This window comes from Pseudoalteromonas sp. GW168-MNA-CIBAN-0100, assembly GCF_040309225.1.
GTDB lineage: Bacteria > Pseudomonadota > Gammaproteobacteria > Enterobacterales > Alteromonadaceae > Pseudoalteromonas > Pseudoalteromonas arctica.
In genome coordinates this window covers 100,256-119,480 of sequence record NZ_JBEOOL010000011.1, presented here as the reverse complement: position 1 = coordinate 119,480, position 19,225 = coordinate 100,256, and the positions used below count along the sequence as shown (strand labels likewise).

General features: G+C 38.4%; 15 protein-coding genes. 9 read left to right on the top strand and 6 right to left on the bottom strand.

Annotation, left to right across the window (positions count from 1 at the left end):
• Positions 1-15 precede the first annotated feature (15 nt).
• From AAEY62_RS08990 to elbB, 3 genes are all read right to left on the bottom strand, one after another.
• Positions 16-2,580, bottom strand: coding sequence for a sensor domain-containing diguanylate cyclase (locus AAEY62_RS08990; RefSeq protein WP_024606916.1), 2,565 nt, complete (start codon positions 2,578-2,580; stop codon positions 16-18).
• 164 nt (positions 2,581-2,744) lie between these two features.
• Positions 2,745-3,140 (bottom strand): c-type cytochrome, encoded by a 396-nt coding sequence (locus AAEY62_RS08985; RefSeq protein ID WP_007582093.1) that lies wholly within the window; start codon positions 3,138-3,140, stop codon positions 2,745-2,747.
• Between the two features lie 226 nt (positions 3,141-3,366).
• A complete protein-coding gene (elbB, locus tag AAEY62_RS08980; protein ID WP_024606998.1) occupies positions 3,367-4,014 on the bottom strand; it encodes an isoprenoid biosynthesis glyoxalase ElbB in 648 nt (215 codons plus the stop codon).
• Positions 4,015-4,538: 524 nt separating this feature from the next.
• Here elbB and polA point away from each other — a divergent pair.
• The 3 genes from polA to AAEY62_RS08965 all read left to right on the top strand — a co-directional run bounded on the left by polA (position 4,539) and on the right by AAEY62_RS08965 (position 8,867).
• Positions 4,539-7,274, top strand: coding sequence for a DNA polymerase I (gene polA, locus AAEY62_RS08975; protein ID WP_024606999.1), 2,736 nt, complete (start codon positions 4,539-4,541; stop codon positions 7,272-7,274).
• Positions 7,275-7,764: 490 nt separating this feature from the next.
• Positions 7,765-8,352: a YceI family protein gene (locus AAEY62_RS08970; protein ID WP_007582084.1), complete on the top strand. Its 588-nt coding sequence runs from the start codon at positions 7,765-7,767 to the stop codon at positions 8,350-8,352.
• Positions 8,349-8,867, top strand: coding sequence for a DUF1285 domain-containing protein (locus AAEY62_RS08965; RefSeq protein WP_350634826.1), 519 nt, complete (start codon positions 8,349-8,351; stop codon positions 8,865-8,867). Before AAEY62_RS08970 ends, AAEY62_RS08965 begins: the two co-directional genes overlap by 4 nt.
• Before the next feature lie 9 nt (positions 8,868-8,876).
• Here the strand turns inward: AAEY62_RS08965 and yihA are convergent, their stop codons facing one another.
• Positions 8,877-9,545, bottom strand: coding sequence for a ribosome biogenesis GTP-binding protein YihA/YsxC (gene yihA / locus AAEY62_RS08960; protein WP_007377272.1), 669 nt, complete (start codon positions 9,543-9,545; stop codon positions 8,877-8,879).
• Between the two features lie 281 nt (positions 9,546-9,826).
• Between yihA and AAEY62_RS08955 the strand changes: the two genes are divergently transcribed.
• The 3 genes from AAEY62_RS08955 (at position 9,827) to AAEY62_RS08945 (ending at position 12,336) form a co-directional block, all read left to right on the top strand.
• Positions 9,827-10,459: a c-type cytochrome gene (locus AAEY62_RS08955; protein WP_007582080.1), complete on the top strand. Its 633-nt coding sequence runs from the start codon at positions 9,827-9,829 to the stop codon at positions 10,457-10,459.
• Positions 10,460-11,211: 752 nt separating this feature from the next.
• The gene (gene yihI / locus AAEY62_RS08950) at positions 11,212-11,808 is read left to right on the top strand and encodes a Der GTPase-activating protein YihI (RefSeq protein ID WP_007582074.1); all 597 of its coding nucleotides are present in this window, start codon (positions 11,212-11,214) and stop codon (positions 11,806-11,808) included.
• A 12-nt stretch (positions 11,809-11,820) separates the two neighbouring features.
• A complete protein-coding gene (locus AAEY62_RS08945) occupies positions 11,821-12,336 on the top strand; it encodes a DUF2489 domain-containing protein (RefSeq protein WP_010553820.1) in 516 nt (171 codons plus the stop codon).
• Between the two features lie 94 nt (positions 12,337-12,430).
• On the opposite strand, the gene hemN is transcribed toward AAEY62_RS08945, so the two are convergent.
• A complete protein-coding gene (gene hemN / locus AAEY62_RS08940; RefSeq protein WP_350634825.1) occupies positions 12,431-13,804 on the bottom strand; it encodes an oxygen-independent coproporphyrinogen III oxidase in 1,374 nt (457 codons plus the stop codon).
• A 124-nt stretch (positions 13,805-13,928) separates the two neighbouring features.
• Positions 13,929-14,462 (bottom strand): ribosome biogenesis factor YjgA, encoded by a 534-nt coding sequence (gene yjgA / locus AAEY62_RS08935; protein WP_007582068.1) that lies wholly within the window; start codon positions 14,460-14,462, stop codon positions 13,929-13,931.
• Positions 14,463-14,606: 144 nt separating this feature from the next.
• Between yjgA and pmbA the strand changes: the two genes are divergently transcribed.
• From pmbA to AAEY62_RS08920, 3 genes are all read left to right on the top strand, one after another.
• Positions 14,607-15,956, top strand: a complete 1,350-nt coding sequence (gene pmbA, locus AAEY62_RS08930; protein ID WP_007582066.1) for a metalloprotease PmbA — start codon at positions 14,607-14,609, stop codon at positions 15,954-15,956.
• Between the two features lie 72 nt (positions 15,957-16,028).
• The gene (locus tag AAEY62_RS08925; protein ID WP_024589904.1) at positions 16,029-16,514 is read left to right on the top strand and encodes a DUF721 domain-containing protein; all 486 of its coding nucleotides are present in this window, start codon (positions 16,029-16,031) and stop codon (positions 16,512-16,514) included.
• A gap of 415 nt (positions 16,515-16,929) precedes the next feature.
• Positions 16,930-19,005, top strand: coding sequence for a M13 family metallopeptidase (locus AAEY62_RS08920; protein ID WP_010553817.1), 2,076 nt, complete (start codon positions 16,930-16,932; stop codon positions 19,003-19,005).
• Positions 19,006-19,225 lie beyond the last annotated feature (220 nt).

Genomic DNA, 19,225 nt, shown 5'->3' with positions numbered 1-19,225 from the left:
TACCTCAGGCTAATTTTATAAAGACTGGGTTGCTTGTATTTCAGGCAACTCAGAGCACACTAGAGCGTGTTGTTTTCCCACAAAAAATGCCAAACCGTGCTTGTCTAGTAAAGCTCTAAAATTGAGTATCGATGGTCCTTTAGCAATAACTTTCATTGCTTTTAGCTTCGTAATTGCAAGCACGCCCTGTAGCTGAAAATCGTAACTTTCTTGTTGTAAAACACGTTTACTAAAGGTCGAGCTAAGTAGCAGATAGTCAAAATTAATATCGGTTAGTAAATTAAGTTCGCATCTATCTTTAGCAAAATTGTTTAAACCAATTGAATAACCAAGTTGTGATAGCTTTTTGAGATTTTCTATTTGTATTGCGCTTGCGTGACGAATTTCTTGCTCATCAAATAGCAAACAGAGCTGGCTATGCCCTTGTTGTTTATTTAGCGTATCTGTAAATAAAACAAATTCGTGCTCCTCAAGTAGTAAACCAGAGCAAGGAACCAGCGCCATAGTTACATTTGCGGTAATTGCTTGTGCATAAGCGCGTTGTAATAACTGTAACTCTATCTCGAGGTGCTGTTCTTTATCTGATGCAAACTTTTTCAAAATATCAAAGCTAGTAAAGCCAAGTATTGGGTGTTCACCAAATGCTTCAAATAAAGATTCAGACTGATGTTGCTCATCAAGAGTAATTATTTCTGAGCTTCTAAAACTCATAGGTAATATATCAAGGTGATGTTGTGCTTTTAGTGCCTGCGCAGGTATTGATTGCGTTAATAGCGGATGAAATAGCTCGTAGCGATTTTTTCCGGAGTTTTTAGCGTGATACATTGCAGCATCGGCATCACGAATAATTTCATCCGTATGAGTATAGCTTTTCTTTGAATAGGTTATCCCTATACTTGCACCACTTTGTAAATATTCCCCTTTAAGGCAAAAAGGCTTTTCCATTAAGTCGATAATACGATTGGCAACATCTTCGGCTTGTTGAGGCTCAGTTAAGTGCGTTAATAAAATAACAAACTCATCGCCACCTAAGCGTGCTAGTAAATCATGTTCGCGTATACACTGGGCAAATAACTCACTAACGTTAATTAAAAACTGATCGCCAGCATGGTGACCAAGCTGGTCGTTAATGTCTTTAAACTTATCTAAATCAATAAATAAAACAGCAAAGTTATGTTCAGGAAAGCGCTGATAATGTTGTAGCGTTTTTTCAAGCTGAGTTAAAAATAGGCTGCGATTAGGTAAGCTAGTAAGAGAGTCGTGATGTGCGTCATGATAAAGCTGCTGCTCTATTTTTTTACGTTCATCTATTTGCATTTGTAAATGCAGATTAGTTTGACGCAGTTCTTTGGTTTTTTCATTGACTCTAAATTCGAGTTCTTGATGGCTTTTTGCAATCGCTTGATTGGCGAGCTTTGTTTGTAAAACAGCTGCAATTTGATGTGATACAAAGGTAATTAGCTCACAATCATCCTGGCTGAAAATATGTTTGTTATCGTAAGCTTGGCAAACAATAAGGCCGATAACACCTTGAGCTGTTTTAAGTGGAGCGCCTAACCAACTAGTGGCCATTTGCTCTTTTTGTACAGGCTTAGCCCTTTGTACTACACCGCTTTCTATTAGTTCTTTTGCCCTACACGGGTGTATAAGTTGCGTTTCTTCAGTGCTAATTACCAGTTCACTATAACCTTTAGCAAAGCGTCTTGGTTGAGTGTTTTCTTTAAATTCATCTACACAATAAGGGAAGCTTATCCAGCCAGACTCTTTATCGTAAAGTGCAATATATAAGTTTTCTGCGTAGGTAATTGTTTTTATTATTTCATGTATCTTAAAGTAAGCATCATCAAGGTTTTTAGCTTGCGTTGCTATTTCAGATATTTTAAACAGAATTTGTTGGCGTTGAAGTGCGCGTTTGCGTTGTTCTATTTCAAGGTTTAACGCGTCGTTACTTTGAGTGAGTGCTCGGGTACGAATTTTAACTTCTGACTCAAGGAGCTCTCGTTTTTTTACACGCTCTATTGCAGTTGCTAAATAAAGCGACATAAACTCAAGTAATTGTATTTGTTGTGAGCTATAGCCTTGTTTTGTATCGTAACTTTGCGCTGCTAATACACCGATAATATTATGTTCTTGGTAAACCGGTACACCTACCCAATGCTCTGCTGGAGTGCCTAATGCTTTAAATAAACCTTCTGCTGCGGCATTTTGCATTTGCTGCTTGGTAAAACATGTGGTTTTACCCTGTTTAAATACATAGCCAGTGGCGCCTTCATCAAAGCTATTTGATTGGTTAAGGGCGACGGCAATACCATCTTTTTCATCTGAAAAGTAAGAAAGTTCTAGCGATTGACTATATTGATTTAATAGCACCACATAAAAACTTTTACTCGGCACATATTTTTGTAAAATGTCGTGGATAGCGGGATAAAGTAGGGTTAGCTCGGCAACAGTACTTGCTTGCTCTGATAATTGTATCAGCGCATTTTGTAAGTGATGTGATTGTTTGTATTTATTGAGTAATGTTTTTAGACGTTTATTTTGATACGCCAATTTACTCGATACTGAGAGTTTATCTTCCAATGATCTAACCGGCTATTTTTATTGTATAGTTATTAGCCTTATACTTTCACTTTTAGCGCTTATCGTCAAGTTGATATTCGTACTACCATACTGGCTAGAAACACTATTTTAGGTATTAAAAAAGGCTTACCGAAGTAAACCTTTTTTGTGTATTTCAGCTGTATTTACTTAGATGTCATGAAGTCGATAGCAGCGCTTATCTCATCATCAGAACAATCCATACAGGTGCCTTTTGGAGGCATCGCATTAAAGCCATTTAGTGCATGCTCAAGTAAAGTGTCTTTACCTTTAGCTATACGTGGAGCCCAATCGTCAGGCGATTTAGGCGCGCCTAGTGCACCAGTACCGTGACATGCAAAACATGCACCTTGATACACTTGCTCACCAGAACGAGGGCCTGTAGGCGCGGCTGCTACAGCAGCTTTATCGCCTTCAAGGTATACAGCACCAACCGGCGCGAGACGTGCTTTAATTGCATCTTCAGTCATAGAGTTATCATATGGCTGTGCGTATGCAGTGGTTGCTAGCATTAATAATGCTGCAGCTGTTAATTTTTTCATTTTGCCTTGCTCACTTCGATTTGAACGTGATCAATCACGATTAAAGATGACGGAAATTAAACCGATTATAACTCTCTGAGCCAATTTATAAAATGCTAAGAGGCGTTTTTATTAATAAAACTGACTACTTTTTGCGTTAACGCAATAAAATTTAATTATTTACTGTTTTTTGTTAAGCAATTTAATAAGCGCAAACAGTCATACAATTAACTTTTAGATCCTAAGATCAATTTATTGATAATACGCTACTAACTAGTTTTTCGATCCCTGCATCGGCTTCAATAATCGATTGCGCAAGCATATAAGCTGGGGTTGTAACTAGCTTATTTGGCTGATCAATAACAACATCATCTACTGCACAATTTATATGTTTAGCGCCTAATGTGCTTAGCGTTTGTGCTGTCTCTGCATCGTTACCAATAGTAAGTATGGCGTTATCGTAAATAAATGGGATCAAAGCGGGTGCAATACACATATAACCAGCAGGCTTATTTTCTTTTGCAAATGATTTACAAGCATTAAGGACGTCTTCATTAATATTTGCTTTTGCGCCTTTAATTGCAAAGTCACATAAGTTTTTTGCAGCGCCAAAACCGCCAGGTACAATTAATGCGTCAAACTGAGTTACGTCTAGTTCAAGCAGCGATTTAATGTCACCCCGTGCAATACGAGCCGCTTCTGTTAATACATTACGTTTATCAGGCATTACTTCGCCCGTTAAATGGTTAATGGTATGAAGTTGTTCAATATCCGGTGCAAAACACTGATACGTTGCGCCATTTTTGGCTATATGTAATAAAGTTAAAATTGCTTCATTAATTTCACTACCATCGTACACACCAGACCCTGCTAATATTACCGCTACGTTTTTCATGCTTTTGTGCCCCTAAAGTCTTTTTTATAAGTCGATCGGATGAAGTCTAACATGCTCAAAATTTCTCGCGAAAATAAATTTTTAGTACAAAAATCATTCCCTATGCAAGTTGTTTTGCGGTTTATGCCATTTGCGATCACTTTGCCTTTAAAAAAATTATAAAGGATCGCTATGATCTTCGATCCATTGTGCTAGAATACTCCTCCGGTTATTTAAATGGACGCGAATAATCAAAGTGAATAACAACACAAGCAGTCGTTAGAAAACCTTTTTCCACATTGGTTTAAAATAATAAAAAAAGAACCTCGTATTATCTTTTTTAAATTAAAACATACAGTTAAAGTATTTTCTAGGCATTTTATGATGCTTTGGAAGAATAGCTCGTGGCTGTTATCTACACACTTATCCACAGCTTGCTATAGTTTTAATAACACGATAAGCAGTAATTCACTGTCGTTTTATTTACTACCTTATGGCATGCTTATAATTACCTTAATTTTTTGCATTTAGGATCCAAATTCACCATGGCTCAGATCCCCGAAAACCCACTTATTTTAGTTGATGGCTCGTCATATTTATTTCGTGCTTATCATTCTCCGCCGCATTTAACTAATTCTAAAGGTGAAGCTACGGGCGCTATTTATGGCGTGATCAACATGCTTAAAAGCTTGATCAGACAATACGATCCCTCACATATGGTGGTTATATTTGATGCTAAAGGTAAAACGTTCCGTAACGATATGTATAGCGAGTATAAGGCAAATCGTCCGCCTATGCCGGATGACTTACGCACTCAAATAGCACCGATACACAGTATTATTAAAGCGATGGGCTTTCCGCTAATTAGTATTGAAGGCGTTGAAGCTGATGATGTTATTGGTACATTTGCACGTATAGCGTCAGAGCAAAAACGACATGTACTCGTCTCTACTGGCGATAAAGACATGGCACAGCTTGTTAATGAACACGTTACGCTAATAAACACGATGACCGACAGTATTTCAGATCCCGTTACCGTGGTTGAAAAGTTTGGTGTAGGCCCTGAACTTATTATTGATTACTTAGCATTAATGGGTGATAAGGTCGATAATATTCCGGGTGTTGAAGGTTGTGGTCCTAAAACTGCAGTTAAATGGTTAGAAAAATATGGTTCTCTTCAAGGTGTAATGGATCACGCCAGTGAGATTAAAGGTAAAATAGGCGAAAAGTTAGCAATTGCTCTTGATCATCTGCCTTTAAGCTACGAACTTGCGACAATTAAGTGCGATGTTGAAGTTGAATCTGATCTTGATACATTCAAGCTTCAAGAGCCTAACAAAGACGAATTAATTGCATTATATGGTGAGTGCGAATTCCGTCGTTGGTTAGCTGAATTACTTGATAATCCTAAAGATGCTGAAACACATTTAGCTGTACCTACCGAAGCCACTGAATTACCAAAAGTAGAAGATGCTCATTACGAAACTATTTTAACGCAAGCTCAGTTTGATACGCTAATAGAGCAATTAAATAGTGCTGAGTTATTTGCATTTGATACTGAAACAACCAGCCTTGATTACATGAAAGCGCAATTGGTGGGTATGAGCTTTGCCGTAAAAGCGGGTGAAGCTGTGTATTTACCGGTAGCGCATGACTATCCGGGTGCGCCTGAGCAATTAAGCCTTGAATTTGTAATGCAAAAGCTAGGTCCAATTTTGGCAGATGAAAACAAAGCTAAAGTAGGGCAAAACCTTAAATATGACAAAAGTGTATTAGCGAATGCAGGTTTTGCGCTAAATGGTATTAAGTTTGACACCATGCTTGAGTCGTATGTATTTAATAGTGTAGGCACGCGTCACGATATGGACTCGCTAGCACTTAAATACCTAGGTCATAAAAATATTAGCTTTGAAGATATTGCTGGCAAAGGTAAAAAGCAACTTACCTTTAACCAAATTGAACTTGAAAAAGCAGCGCCTTACGCCGCAGAAGATGCCGATATTACTTTGCGTTTACACGAAGTGCTTTGGCCAAAAATAGCAGCTGATGAAAAGCTAAAATCGGTATTTGAAGATATAGAAATGCCACTTATTAGTGTGATTTCTGATATTGAACGCACCGGTGTTGCGATAGATAGCAATATGCTTGGAGCGCATAGTCAACGTTTAGGCGAGCGTTTAATTGAGCTTGAAAAAGAAGCGTTTGAAATAGCAGGCGAACCATTTAACTTAAGTTCTCCAAAACAGCTACAAGTACTGTTGTTTGAAAAGCTTGGACTGCCTATTATTAAAAAAACGCCTAAAGGTGCACCTTCTACCGCAGAAGAAGTACTGCAAGAACTTGCTCATGATTATCCGCTACCTAAAGTAATTATAGAGCACCGTGGTTTATCAAAGCTTAAATCAACTTACACCGATAAATTACCATTAATGGTGAATGAGAAAACCCAGCGTGTACATACGTCTTATCATCAGGCAATTACAGCTACGGGGCGCTTGAGTTCAACTGATCCTAATTTACAAAATATTCCTATTCGTTCAGAAGAAGGACGTCGTATTCGTGAAGCGTTTATAGCCGCAGATGGTTATAAAATTGTTGCTGCCGATTACAGTCAAATTGAGCTGCGTATTATGGCGCATCTTTCACAAGACAAAGGTCTATTAAATGCATTTGCTAACGGCTTAGATGTACATAGTGCAACTGCCGCTGAAGTATTTGGTGTAGAGCTTGATGATGTAACTACCGATATGCGCCGTAAGGCGAAAGCAGTAAACTTTGGCTTAATTTACGGTATGTCGGCATTTGGTTTAGCACGTCAGCTAGACGTGCCACGCCACGAAGCGCAGCATTACATAGATAAATACTTTGAGCGTTTTCCAGGTGTATTAGAGTACATGGAAACAACGCGCGAAAAAGCAGCTGAAAATGGCTACGTTGAAACAATATTTGGTCGTCGCCTACATTTACCAGAAATAAACGCACGTAATGGGGCGCGTAGAAAAGGAGCCGAACGTGCTGCTATAAACGCACCAATGCAAGGTACTGCCGCCGATATTATTAAAAAGGCAATGCTGAGCGTTAACCGCTGGGTACACGAACAAGCGCCAAATACAATTAAGCTGCTTATGCAAGTGCACGATGAATTAGTATTTGAAATCAAAACAGACTGCGCACCACAGTACACAAAACACATCTGTGAACTGATGTCGCAAGCTGCTGCGCTAGATGTACCACTTATAGTTGAAGCTGATGAAGGTGACAACTGGGAACAAGCTCATTAATGCAATTTGAGCATTTTAATTAAAGCGCCTTTTGGCGCTTTTTTTATGTTTAATAAAGATGGCGAATAACAGCGATTCAATCAGGTATATGCAAGCTTTAGTTAAAATAAGGTTAATTTAAGCAACTATTTGTATTAAATAGTTATATGTTCGTCAATTCGAGCTGTTTTACAGGAATATGATTGTATTTTAATGCGTGCTTTTGTTAAAGTCCCGCCTGTCCTATCCTGTAGGACATCCTGTTGATGATGCATCTGAAAGGGTGCAACAAATTGATAGCTTCTCCCCAGTTTGCTATACCGGCCTACCAACTTGTTTGGTGGGCCGTTTTTTGTTTTACGCCTGAAAATCCTATCTAATTAATTCTTTATTGCGCTATACCAATTGTATTATTCATTCGTCATTTCGAGGTGGTTTGGGTACATCGCAGGTGATACCATCGAAGTGATATTATTTTTATTCTTTTCATTTTATTACTAAGGAGTGCGTTATGTTTAAAGCATTAGCTATTGCAGGTTTTTCTTTATCAAGTTTAGTTATTTCTAATGTTGCTCAGGCCAATTGGCAGCTAGTGAATGATAAAAGCCAATTAAGCTTTGTTTCAATTAAAAAAGATTCGATTGCTGAAGCTCACCATTTTACTAACCTTGAAGGTATGCTTTCTGATAAAGGCGAGTTTAGCGTTAATGTTGATTTAACATCAGCCGAAACTCTAATTCCTATTCGTAATGAGCGTTTAACGACATTTTTATTCGAAGCCGCTAAATTCCCCAATGCTGTTTTAACTGCAAATTTAACTAAAGAACTGAGCAATATTAAAAAGCCTGGTCAATATGTATTGAAGGGTATTAAAGCTGAGCTTGATTTTCACGGTAATAAAAAGCCATTGGCAATTGATGTACTCGTTAACAGCACGCAAAGTGGTGATTTAACGGTATCATCATTAACACCTATTATTATTAATAGTGATGATTTTGGTGTAACTGAAGGCGTTAAAAAGCTGCAAGAGCTAGCGGGCTTACCTTCAATTGCAACAGCAGTGCCTGTTACATTTGCAATTACACTTAAAAAACAGTGATTTCTTTAAGTGAGCTTAGCAAGCAATTAAGCGAGCCAAGCAAACCTTCTGATAGTTGGCAGCCTAATCATTGTGGTGAACTGCCAATTGTCATTAATCATGAGGGGAAATGGTTTTACGATGGCAGCGAAATAACACGCCCAGCCATGGTGAAGCTGTTTGCTTCTGTTTTATGTAAAGAAGGTGAGCAATTTTATTTAAAAACACCTGTCGAAAAAATAACAATAACGGTTGATGATGCGCCGTTTATTATTGTTGATTGGCGTTTTGAAAATACAGTGCAAGGGCAGGTGTTGTGTTGTATTGATAATTTAGCTAGGCAGTGGTTGGTGAGCGCTCAGCAGCCTTTAGTTATAAAAGACTATAATGGGTCAAAAGTGCCTTATCTAAAGCTACCTTATGGCTGTAGTGCGCGTGTTGCGCGAAGCGTATATTATCAGTGGGCTGAAAAAGCCGAGTCTGATAAGCTCGGCTATTTTATTAAATCTGCAGGAAAGCAGTTTTATTTATCGTAACGCCAGCGTTTAAGCCTCTGGGTTCGTTTCGTCTGTGATTGTTTCATCGGTAGGTGGTACAGCAATAACAGGACCTAAAAACCATTCATCTAGTTTTTTAGCTACTTCTGGTAAACCCGTACCTTTTAATGATGAAAATGCATGAACTGTAATATCCCCATCAAGCGTGCTTAATTCACGACGAACTTGCAGTACTTGTGATTTACGAGGGCCTTGCTTTAATTTATCGGCTTTAGTTAATAGTGCCAATACTGGAATTTCACTACCAATAGCCCAATTAATTAAATCGCGGTCTAAATCTTTTAATGGATGACGAATATCCATTAAAATAACAATACCTTTTAAGCTTTGACGCTTTTGTAGGTATTCGCCTAGCGATTTTTGCCATTTCTTTTTCATTTCGATTGGTACTTTAGCAAAACCATAGCCTGGTAAATCGATAAGGCGCATATCGTCAACATCAGCTAAATCGAATGTATTGATTAGCTGAGTACGTCCAGGTGTTTTACTTGTACGTGCTAGCTTCTGATCGGTTAATGCATTTAATGCACTCGACTTACCTGCGTTGGAACGACCGGCAAACGCAACTTCAATTCCCGTATCAGCAGGTAATTTAGTAATGTCGGGAGCGCTTGTTACGAAAGACGCAGTATTATATTTGATACGAGATTTGAGCACAGGCTCTCCTAAAACTTAAATAAATAACGTTGAGTAAACCAAATTCACTCAGGGCGCGTATTTTATACTATAAAGGATGTATTAAAAAGCGTATTTAACCACCTAAAAACAGCACCTATGGTACATTTAAAACATGTTAAAGCTTAATCTAAGTCAAAACCCTGTAAATTATAAGCTTAATATGTGTAGAAAACGTGCCAGAGAATTTATTATCGTGTAGAATATATGTATTACAACATCACGATTGTAGATGATACAGGGTCGGAAACAGAGAATTCACCATGAAAAAAATAGCACTATCTTTAACAATATTGCTTGGTGCGTTGTCAGCAAGCAACGCAACAGCATTTGATGGCGATGTAAACGCAGGTAAAGAAAAATCAGCAACGTGTGCGGCTTGTCACGGCCCAGACGGTAATGCGCCGGTTAATATTTACCCTAAAATTGCAGGTCAACATCCAGATTATATCCTCAAGCAACTTCAGGATTTAAAATTAGGTATGACGTCAGGCGGCAAAGAAGGGCGTATGGATCCAGTAATGAGCGCTATGGCTATGCCACTTAGCGAGCAAGACATGAAAGATCTAGCTGCTTATTTTTCTTCAATGAACATGACTGAAGGTGCTACACCTAAAGATGTTGTTGAAGTTGGCGAGATGCTTTTTAAAGCAGGCGATGCAGAACGTGGAATTCCATCATGTGCAGCATGTCATGGCCCACGTGGTAATGGCTCGTCACTTGCTAAGTTTCCAAAAATTTCTTTTCAGCATCCAGGATATATCAAGGCTCAACTTGAAAAATTCCGTGATGGTACTCGTCACAATGACTTAAATGGCATGATGGGCGATATTGCAAAAAAATTAACAGATAAAGACATCGAAGTACTTTCTCAGTATTTAGGTGGCTTACACTAAAGTCGTATTTATTTAGCAGTTAATAATAAATAAACTACAATGTGTTAAAAAAAGCAGCCTAGGCTGCTTTTTTTGTGTCAAAAATTAACGATATCGTCCGTTTTAATGTAAGACATTGACCATGTCTGGTTGTAAGAAAAGTCTTCTTTTTATTTTTTATTATTGATTAACTTATTGTAATTTATGTTTATTTTTATATCTCAATGTAATAAAGATAATAAAAGTTATATAAACCAGTTGTAACAAAATCATTAACGAGTAAATTAACCACTGTCGCAAAACAACAATAACAAAACGGAAATAACTATCAAGGAAAGTAACGCGGCATGACTACATAGCATAAGATTAGTGCTACTAAAGGAAATAATAAAAAAGTGTCAGGATGACCGAAAATAATAAAAAACTCATGGAAGTTTAATAATAAAAACAAAATGGAATGTAACAAGGAACGTAAAAATAATAACAATACGGACTGATAATAATAAAAATAATAAAGACTAAAAAAAGTCGAAGGGAGAAGTGTCCAGATAATGGCGCTCAGATTAGCAGGCGGTAGAGATGTTTTCTCTACCGCCTTTTTATTTGTCCTGTTACAATACCCACCGTTTAAAATTAGCGATTAATTAGCTAAGGCGCTTTTAAATGAGAGACCCAACCTCTAAGCGCAAACTGAATTCTTCTGGCTAGGCCAGCACTGCGATGCCCATTAATTTGCGCTTCGCTCAAAACCTCTTAAGTGAGATGATCAAGATATGAGTAGAACTAAAAAGTCACGCAAAAGCCCAGCAAACGGACCTGTTCGTTTAAGCCAAGATAAGCTTAAAGAAATGCGCGCATTAAAAGAGCAGCGAGTTAAAAAAACCAAAGGCGCTAAGCCAGGTTCTCGTAACGCGCCAGATTTACTAGATAGCGAAAGCCATAATGCTGGTCACGCGCCTAAAGATAAGCGTGTAGGCAGTAAAAAGCCTGTACCATTAATTGCAACTGCGCCTGAGCCTAAAGTTGAAATGAAACGCAACTTAAAGCCAACTATTGAGCTGAAAAAGGTAATCGAGCCTGAATTTACACCTGAACAAGAGCTAGAAGCACTTGAGAATGACGAGCGTTTACTTAAATTAGTAGAGCGTCATGAAGAAGGTGAAATGCTAACTGGTAAAGATGCTAAGTACTTTAATAGCCGTATTGCTCGCCATCAGGCGTTGTGTGAAATTCTTGGTATTGAAGACGAGGATGAAGACGAATTTGAAGATGACCTTGAAGATGATATTGAAAGCAAAGGCAATTCTGATTTCGATCAATACTTATCTGACGATTTAGCCAACGAATGGTTAGATGAAGACGACAAATAGTAAGGATAAATAATGAGTACCGCGGTAATTTTAGCCTTACTTTTAGGCGCTGCTATAATAGTTGGTCTGGCATTTTATGCGGGTCAGTTGCTGTATAAGTTAAATGCGCAAAAAAAGTTAATTGCTAAAACGCAGGCTGAACAAAAGCAAAAGCTTGAGAAGTCGCGTTTAAAGCGAAATGCCAAACTAGCCGATAGTATTCATTTAATTGCGCGTGCAATGAATGAAGAGCAGTGTGAGTTTTCTGAAGGCTGTTTACGTATTTGGGTACTTATGTCTCAATATGGCTTTGAGAGCGAGCGTGATTTAACGACACAATATCCTGGCATTTATAAAATGTACCAGGTAGTTAAAGAAATGCCGACACACGATGCACGTAAAAAATATGCTAAAAAAGAGATTTTTAAGCTAGATAAGGCTCGTTGGCAAGCTGAAGAAACACTTAAAGATGAAGTTAAAGCCGATTGCGCTAAAATTATCATCGAGTTTAAAGCCGCTCCTGGCAGCGATAAAGTGGTTTTTAACTAACTTTAATTTATCGAGTACTCAAAAAAAGCAGACCTTGGTCTGCTTTTTTTATGCGTAAAAATTTTCATACTAATTGCAATAAATTAGTGATCTGCTAAATCACTCGTGAAAAACGCGTCGCATTTATTTGTTTTTGTAAATGAGCGTCAAAGCACATGCAAATAATACGAATGAATAAGTTGCCGCGTGGTGTTACGCTAATTCTATTATTAATTATAGTGACTAGTTCATCTTTAATAAGTGGTACAAGCGCTAATAACGCATCCTCAAAGTAGTCATTAAATATAAGCGCATGCTTTTCGCTAAAGTCTTGTATATCTAATTCAAACTGGCAAATGAGTTGCTTAATTGCATCAGCACGAATTACATCATCATGTGTTAAGTGCATACCTTTATTAAGTGCGCAGCCGCTTTGTGTTTCTACGCTGTGGTAATAATGTTTTAATTCTTTTTGATTTTGTAAAATAGCAGTGCCAATTTGCGAAATTGATGACACGCCTAAGCCTAATAAATCACAATTTCCATGGGTTGTATAACCTTGAAAATTACGATGTAACTTGCCTTCATTTTGCGCAATAGCTAGTTCGTTATCGGTTTTTGCAAAGTGGTCCATACCAATAAATTGATAGCCTGCTTGCGTCATCTGCTCCAGCGTGTTTTTAAACATAGTGAGTTTGTTATGTGCACTGGGTAAATCTGCATCTTTAATCTTACGCTGTGCGGCAAAGCGCTCTGGTAAATGCGCGTAGTTAAACACCGATACTCGGTCAGGGCTTAACTCAATAAGTTGCTCTATAGTTTGCTTAAAGCTCTCTGGCGTTTGCAGAGGAAGCCCGTAAATCATATCTGTATTAATAGATTGAAATCCCAGCTCGCGAGCTTGTGTAATTAATTGCTTAACCGTATCTGCATTTTGCGGGCGATTAACAGCAAGTTGCACGTCGTCGTTAAAGTCTTGAATCCCAAATGAGACACGGTTAAAGCCAAGCATTCTTAAATCAACAAGCATATTATCGGCAAGTGAGCGTGGGTCTATTTCAATGCCGCGCTCTGTTGTGCTTGTAAAACTAAAGTGCTGCTCTAAAAGCTTAATTAGACGAGTCATTTGTTTTGCGGTTAAAAAGGTGGGAGTACCGCCACCTAAATGTAATTGCTCAACCGTGTAGTTTTTAAATAAATGAGCTTGGGCAGTAATTTCTTTTGCTAAAAAGTCGAGGTACGTATCTGCCTTAGATTGATGGCGGGTAATTATTTTATTACAACCACAGTAGTAGCAAAGCTGGCTACAAAACGGGATATGAATATATAGAGAAAGTGAACGACTCGTTGACGATTCTACAGCGCTTAGTAGGTCTTGTTGTTGATATCCATCACGCAGTGATAGAGCTGTGGGATACGAGGTATAACGCGGGCCAGACACATTATATTTGTTTATTAGGGTTTGATCCCATTGTGGAAGTTTAATCATCACGCGCACCTAAGTATTTATTTAGGGAGTGATTATAAAAAAGTACGCAGTGAGGCGGTTTGATCTGTAACAAAAAAGGTGCCGAAGCACCTTTTTTAATAAAATATCAATTAATGCGGTCTAATTAATACGTAACGGTATGGGCATCTTTGAGATATTGAAATAACTCTTTATAACCTTTACCCGGCTTTTCAGCTTTCGCTTCTTTTGCCGCATTACGAACCAATTGACGCATTTGCTGACGATCAAGAGACGGAAACTGTTCAATAGTCTCATTGATAAGGTCATCACCTTGTTCAATTAGGTCTGAACGTAATTGCTCAATTTTTTTGACCAATACTTCAGCTTGGTTATTTTTATTAAGCATTACATCGATAATCGCTCTAATAGCGTCAATGTTTTCTACAGTACGCAACGTTTTAGCGATGTAGTTTAAGTGACGGCGGTACGCGTCACTTTTATTACTTATTTTATCAGCAACAACCATTGCCGCTTTTAAATCGTCATTTAATGGCAGGCGTTCGCGCTGTTTTTTACCCATTTTGGCAATTTCAGTACCTAACTGATGAAACTCTTGCGCTTCGCGCTTAAGCTCCGTTCTTGATACATATTCAATTTCTTCTTCAATTTCAGCAGGCTTGCCTTTTTTCTTTGCCATGGGGTGCTCTTAAATAAAAATAACTTTTGCCATTATACATGAATATGATACTTAGGAATATTAGCTGATGTGATGCATTGAGTGTGTTAGCATTTAAATATAAGAAATGCGTGCATTATGCCTCTAAGGCTCAGGACTTAATTTATGAAAAGCCAACAAAACGATCCAATTTATTCTCAAATATCGCAAGTTAAAGATGCGGTAGCAGAAGTACTCGAACATGCTAAAAAATTAGGCGCTACAGCTGCAGAAGCTGCCATGTCTAGCACGTCTGGTTTATCGGTTAGTACACGAATGGGTGAAGTAGAAACCATTGAGTTTAACCAAGACGGCGGCTTAGGCATTAGTGTATATGTTGGTAATAATAAAGGCTCAGCATCGACAGCTGATTTAAATCCAAAAACATTGCGCATGGTAGTCGAAAAAGCGATTGATATAGCCAAATTTACATCGGATGACCCATTTAACGGCGTTGCTGACAAAGAGTTACTTGAATTTAATCCTAAAGATTTAGATTTATACCATCCTTGGGATGTAAGCCCTGAAGAAGGTATTGAGCTTTGTCATGCTGCTGAGCAAGCTGCATTAAATGCAGATGAGCGCATTGTTAACTCTGATGGTGCGAGTTTTTCATCTCACCAAGGATTACGTGTTTATGGTAACAGCCATGGTTTGATAACGGGCTTTCCACGCACTCGTCATAGCATTAGTACGATGGTAATAGGTCAAGATGGCGAGCAGATGCAACGCGACTCTGCTTATACTGTTGCACGCGATCAAGCGGGTTTAAATGACGCAGCAGCAGTTGGGCTTGAAGCAGCAGCTGAAACATTGGCTAAATTAAATAGCCAAAAGTTAGGCACAATGAAAGTGCCTGTTATTTTTAGAGCCGATATTGCAAATTCATTGTTTGGTCACTTAGTGTCGGCAATTGGTGGTGGTGCGCTTTATCGTAAATCAAGTTTTTTACTTGATAGCTTAGGCACACAAGTATTTAGTAATTGTGTGAATATTGCCGAGCGCCCACATATTTTAAAAGGGTTGGCGTCGTCACCGTTTGATAGCGAAGGTGTTAAAACATTCGATAGAGAAATTATTCAAGGCGGCGAGCTACAAACTTATTTATTAGCAAGTTATGCTGCGCGTAAAATGAATATGACCCCAACAGGGCATGCTGGCGGTATACATAATTGGCTTGTTGAGCAAACTCATAACGATTTAACTGCACTATTAAAAACGATGGGCACCGGCTTATTAGTTACAGAGCTAATGGGGCAGGGCGTAAATACCGTAACGGGTGATTACTCTCGTGGTGCTGCTGGTTTTTGGGTTGAAAATGGTGAAATCCAATATCCTGTAAGCGAAATTACCATTGCTGGTAATTTAAAAGATATGTTTAAAGGCATATCTGCTATTGGTGGTGACATCGAACGCCGTGGTGGTATTCAAACTGGCTCAGTATTAATAGAGCAAATGCAAATAGCCGGCGCGTAGTATTAATACGCAGTGTATACTTAGACCTAGAGTATTATCTCTGGGTCTAAGTGAGCTTTTACGAGGTGTAAAATGGCTAAAGATAGATATGCACCAAAACCGCTAACCGATATTATGGCGGGGTTAAATAATCGTTTATCAGCTTATGCAGGCAAAAGCCAAGCACTTGATACACAGCAAACCCTATTAAAAGATTTTTTGGGTCCTAAGTTGGGTGATAAATGCCGAGTCAGTAATTACCGAGACGGCACGCTAATGATAGAGGCGGTATCTGCACCTATCGCGCTTAGGCTTAATTATTTAAAAATGGATATGCTTTCACATTTTAGAGCTGCCGGAATGGCAGAGCTCGGGCAAATAAAAATAACTGCAAATCCTCAAGCAACTCAGAGATTAAGTACAGCGAATAAGTCGGGCAGCCCTGCAGTTACCAACTCACGTAAAATGAGTGAGCAAACAGCTGATTACTTAAACGCGATAGCATCTTCTGCACCCCCTTCTTTAAAAGAAAAACTAGAGCGTTTAGCGCTTCACGGAAAAAATAAAAGTAAGTCTTAACTACCCACCATCTTGTTATTGGTGGAGCTAATTTGGCAGCTCACCGCATTCAAAATACTTTGTTACATATTCCATTTTATTGTTGGCTTAATGAGGTTTATGATACTGCGTGGGCTTTATATTGATCGAAAGCTCTTTGATACCCATTCCATTAAGTAAAAGCGTGTAGGCAGTGCTATTTTTACTCCTGCTATATTCAAGAATTTAATGGAGTTGGTATGTGATACCAACCTGCATAAGTCTTTGATCAATTTAACGAATTAAATTGCACTATAACGTCGTTAAAAATTTTTTATTTAGAGCAGCTAGATACAAAAATTTTTGCCTGGTTCTAGCGTAATTTTCTTAACGTTAAATAGACCCCATATATAAGCAGATTGGTATGATTCAATTCTAACTAACAAACGGAATAATTATGAATAAAGTAACAATGGCTGCTGCAAGTATCGCACTTGCGCTTGGCTTGGTAGGTTGTGGTGAAAAACAACAAGAAACTAAAGTAACCGACACTCCAGTAGTAACAGCACCCGCTGAAAAACCACTAGAGCTTGGTATTGAATTAGCTAATATGGATAGTTCAGTACGCGCACAAGACGATTTTTACTACCATGTAAATGGTCAGTGGTTAGCTAAAACTGAAATACCAGGTGATAAATCTAACTACGGTTCTTTTTCGCAGTTATATGATGAGTCGCAAAAAGCGATGAAAATAGCCCTTGAAAGTGCAGCCGCAAACAAAGCCGCTAAAAAAGGCAGTGATGAGTACAAAATTGGTGCATTTTATAAAAGCTATATGAATAAAGATGCGCGTAATGAGCTAGGTATTACGCCATTACAACCGTCATTAGATACAATTGATAGCGTTAAATCTAAAGCTGATTTAGTGGGTTTAATGGCTAAAATTCAAAAACAAGGCGGTACTTTACCGTTTGGTTGGTTTGTAAATAACGATGCTAAAAACTCAAGCGAGTATGCATTGTATTTATCTCAGTCGGGTCTTGGTTTACCAGATCGTGACTATTACTTAAAAGATGACGAAAAATTCACTAAAATTCGCGCTTCTTACGAGCAATACATCACTGATGTTTTAGCTAAGTCAGGCGTTAAAAATGCAGCAGAAGCTGCTAAGAGCGTACTTGCATTTGAAAAAACACTAGCTGATGCTCAGTGGAGCCGTGTGCAAAGCCGTGATGCAACTAAATCTTATAACAAGATGACAGTAGCAGATGCAAGCAAGTTGATGGGTGACCTTGATTTAGCTGCATTCTTTAAAGATGCAGGCGTGAGTGCAAGTGACATTATTGTACGTCAACCAAGCTACTTAGAAGCACTTGCTACTATTTACAAAGACACTGATTTAGCGACGTGGAAAAACTACTTAAAATTTCATTTTGTAAGTGGTTATGCAGAGCTACTTAGTGAAGATTTAGTTAACCTTAACTTTGACTTTTACAGCACAACACTTCGTGGCGTAGAAGAACAAGCACCTCTTTGGAAACAAGCGGTTGATGCATCTAACAGTGTACTTGGTGAAATTTTAGGTAAGGTATACGTTAAAGATAACTTCCCGCCAGAAGCTAAAGCACGCATGGAAGAATTAGTTGATAACGTAATTAAAGGTTACGGTGTTGCTATCGAAAATCTTGAGTGGATGAGCCCTGAAACAAAGCTTGCAGCGAAAGAAAAACTAGACAAATTTACGCCTAAAATTGGTTACCCAGACACGTGGAAAGATTACTCAGAGCTGGATATTAACTCAGATGAGCTAGTAGGCAATTACATTCGTTATAGCGAATGGGCATACGCAGACATGATTGCTAAATTGGGTAAACCAGTTGATCGCTCTGAGTGGCACATGACTCCGCAAACAGTAAATGCGTATTACAATCCAGTAAACAACGAAATTGTATTTCCAGCAGCTATTTTACAACCGCCATTCTTTAATTTAGAAGCGGATGATGCTGTAAACTACGGCGCAATTGGTGCAGTAATTGGGCATGAGCTTGGTCATGGTTTTGACGACCAAGGTGCTAAATACGACGGTGATGGCAACTTACGTAACTGGTGGAGTGAGACTGACCTTAAGCAATTTGAAGAGCGTACAGCGGCTTTAGTTGCACAGTATAACGAATATAAACCGTTTGAGGATGCAAGTGTTAATGGCGAGCTAACGCTTGGCGAAAACATTGGTGACTTAGGTGGCTTAACGGTTGCGCATAAAGCGTATATGCTGTCTTTAGGTGATAAAAAATCACCAGTGATTGATGGTTACACAGGCGATCAACGCTTCTTTATGGGTTGGTCACAAATTTGGCGTCGTAACTATCGCGATGAAGAGTTACGTAATCGTTTATTAACAGACCCTCATTCACCAAGTCACTACCGTGTAATCGGTATTTTGTCGAATATGCCTGAGTTTTACGAAGCGTTTGACGTAAAAGAAGGTGATAAAATGTATATCAAACCAGAAGATCGCGTAAAAATTTGGTAATTTACTAAATAGACTGATTTAAAGTTAACAAAAAACCAGTAAGTTTTTAGCTTACTGGTTTTTTGTATCTTGAATTTGTAAATAACCTGAACTATGGATAATAAAACTATCTCAAGCAGCTATTTTCAGCGCTAACTGCGTTGAATTTACTTGCAATAGGCCAGCTATTGACGCGTAAATTCGCCTTGTTTTCACTAAAAATCTCTGGCTAGAGAAAATA

Coding starts and splice junctions, on each gene's coding strand:
- AAEY62_RS08985 (WP_007582093.1), bottom strand. CDS start 3,140: ATGAAAAAATTAACAGCTGCAGCATTATTAATGCTAGCAACCACTGCA.
- elbB (WP_024606998.1), bottom strand. CDS start 4,014: ATGAAAAACGTAGCGGTAATATTAGCAGGGTCTGGTGTGTACGATGGT.
- polA (WP_024606999.1), top strand. CDS start 4,539: ATGGCTCAGATCCCCGAAAACCCACTTATTTTAGTTGATGGCTCGTCA.
- AAEY62_RS08970 (WP_007582084.1), top strand. CDS start 7,765: ATGTTTAAAGCATTAGCTATTGCAGGTTTTTCTTTATCAAGTTTAGTT.
- AAEY62_RS08955 (WP_007582080.1), top strand. CDS start 9,827: ATGAAAAAAATAGCACTATCTTTAACAATATTGCTTGGTGCGTTGTCA.
- yihI (WP_007582074.1), top strand. CDS start 11,212: ATGAGTAGAACTAAAAAGTCACGCAAAAGCCCAGCAAACGGACCTGTT.
- AAEY62_RS08945 (WP_010553820.1), top strand. CDS start 11,821: ATGAGTACCGCGGTAATTTTAGCCTTACTTTTAGGCGCTGCTATAATA.
- hemN (WP_350634825.1), bottom strand. CDS start 13,804: ATGATTAAACTTCCACAATGGGATCAAACCCTAATAAACAAATATAAT.
- yjgA (WP_007582068.1), bottom strand. CDS start 14,462: ATGGCAAAGAAAAAAGGCAAGCCTGCTGAAATTGAAGAAGAAATTGAA.
- pmbA (WP_007582066.1), top strand. CDS start 14,607: ATGAAAAGCCAACAAAACGATCCAATTTATTCTCAAATATCGCAAGTT.
- AAEY62_RS08925 (WP_024589904.1), top strand. CDS start 16,029: ATGGCTAAAGATAGATATGCACCAAAACCGCTAACCGATATTATGGCG.
- AAEY62_RS08920 (WP_010553817.1), top strand. CDS start 16,930: ATGAATAAAGTAACAATGGCTGCTGCAAGTATCGCACTTGCGCTTGGC.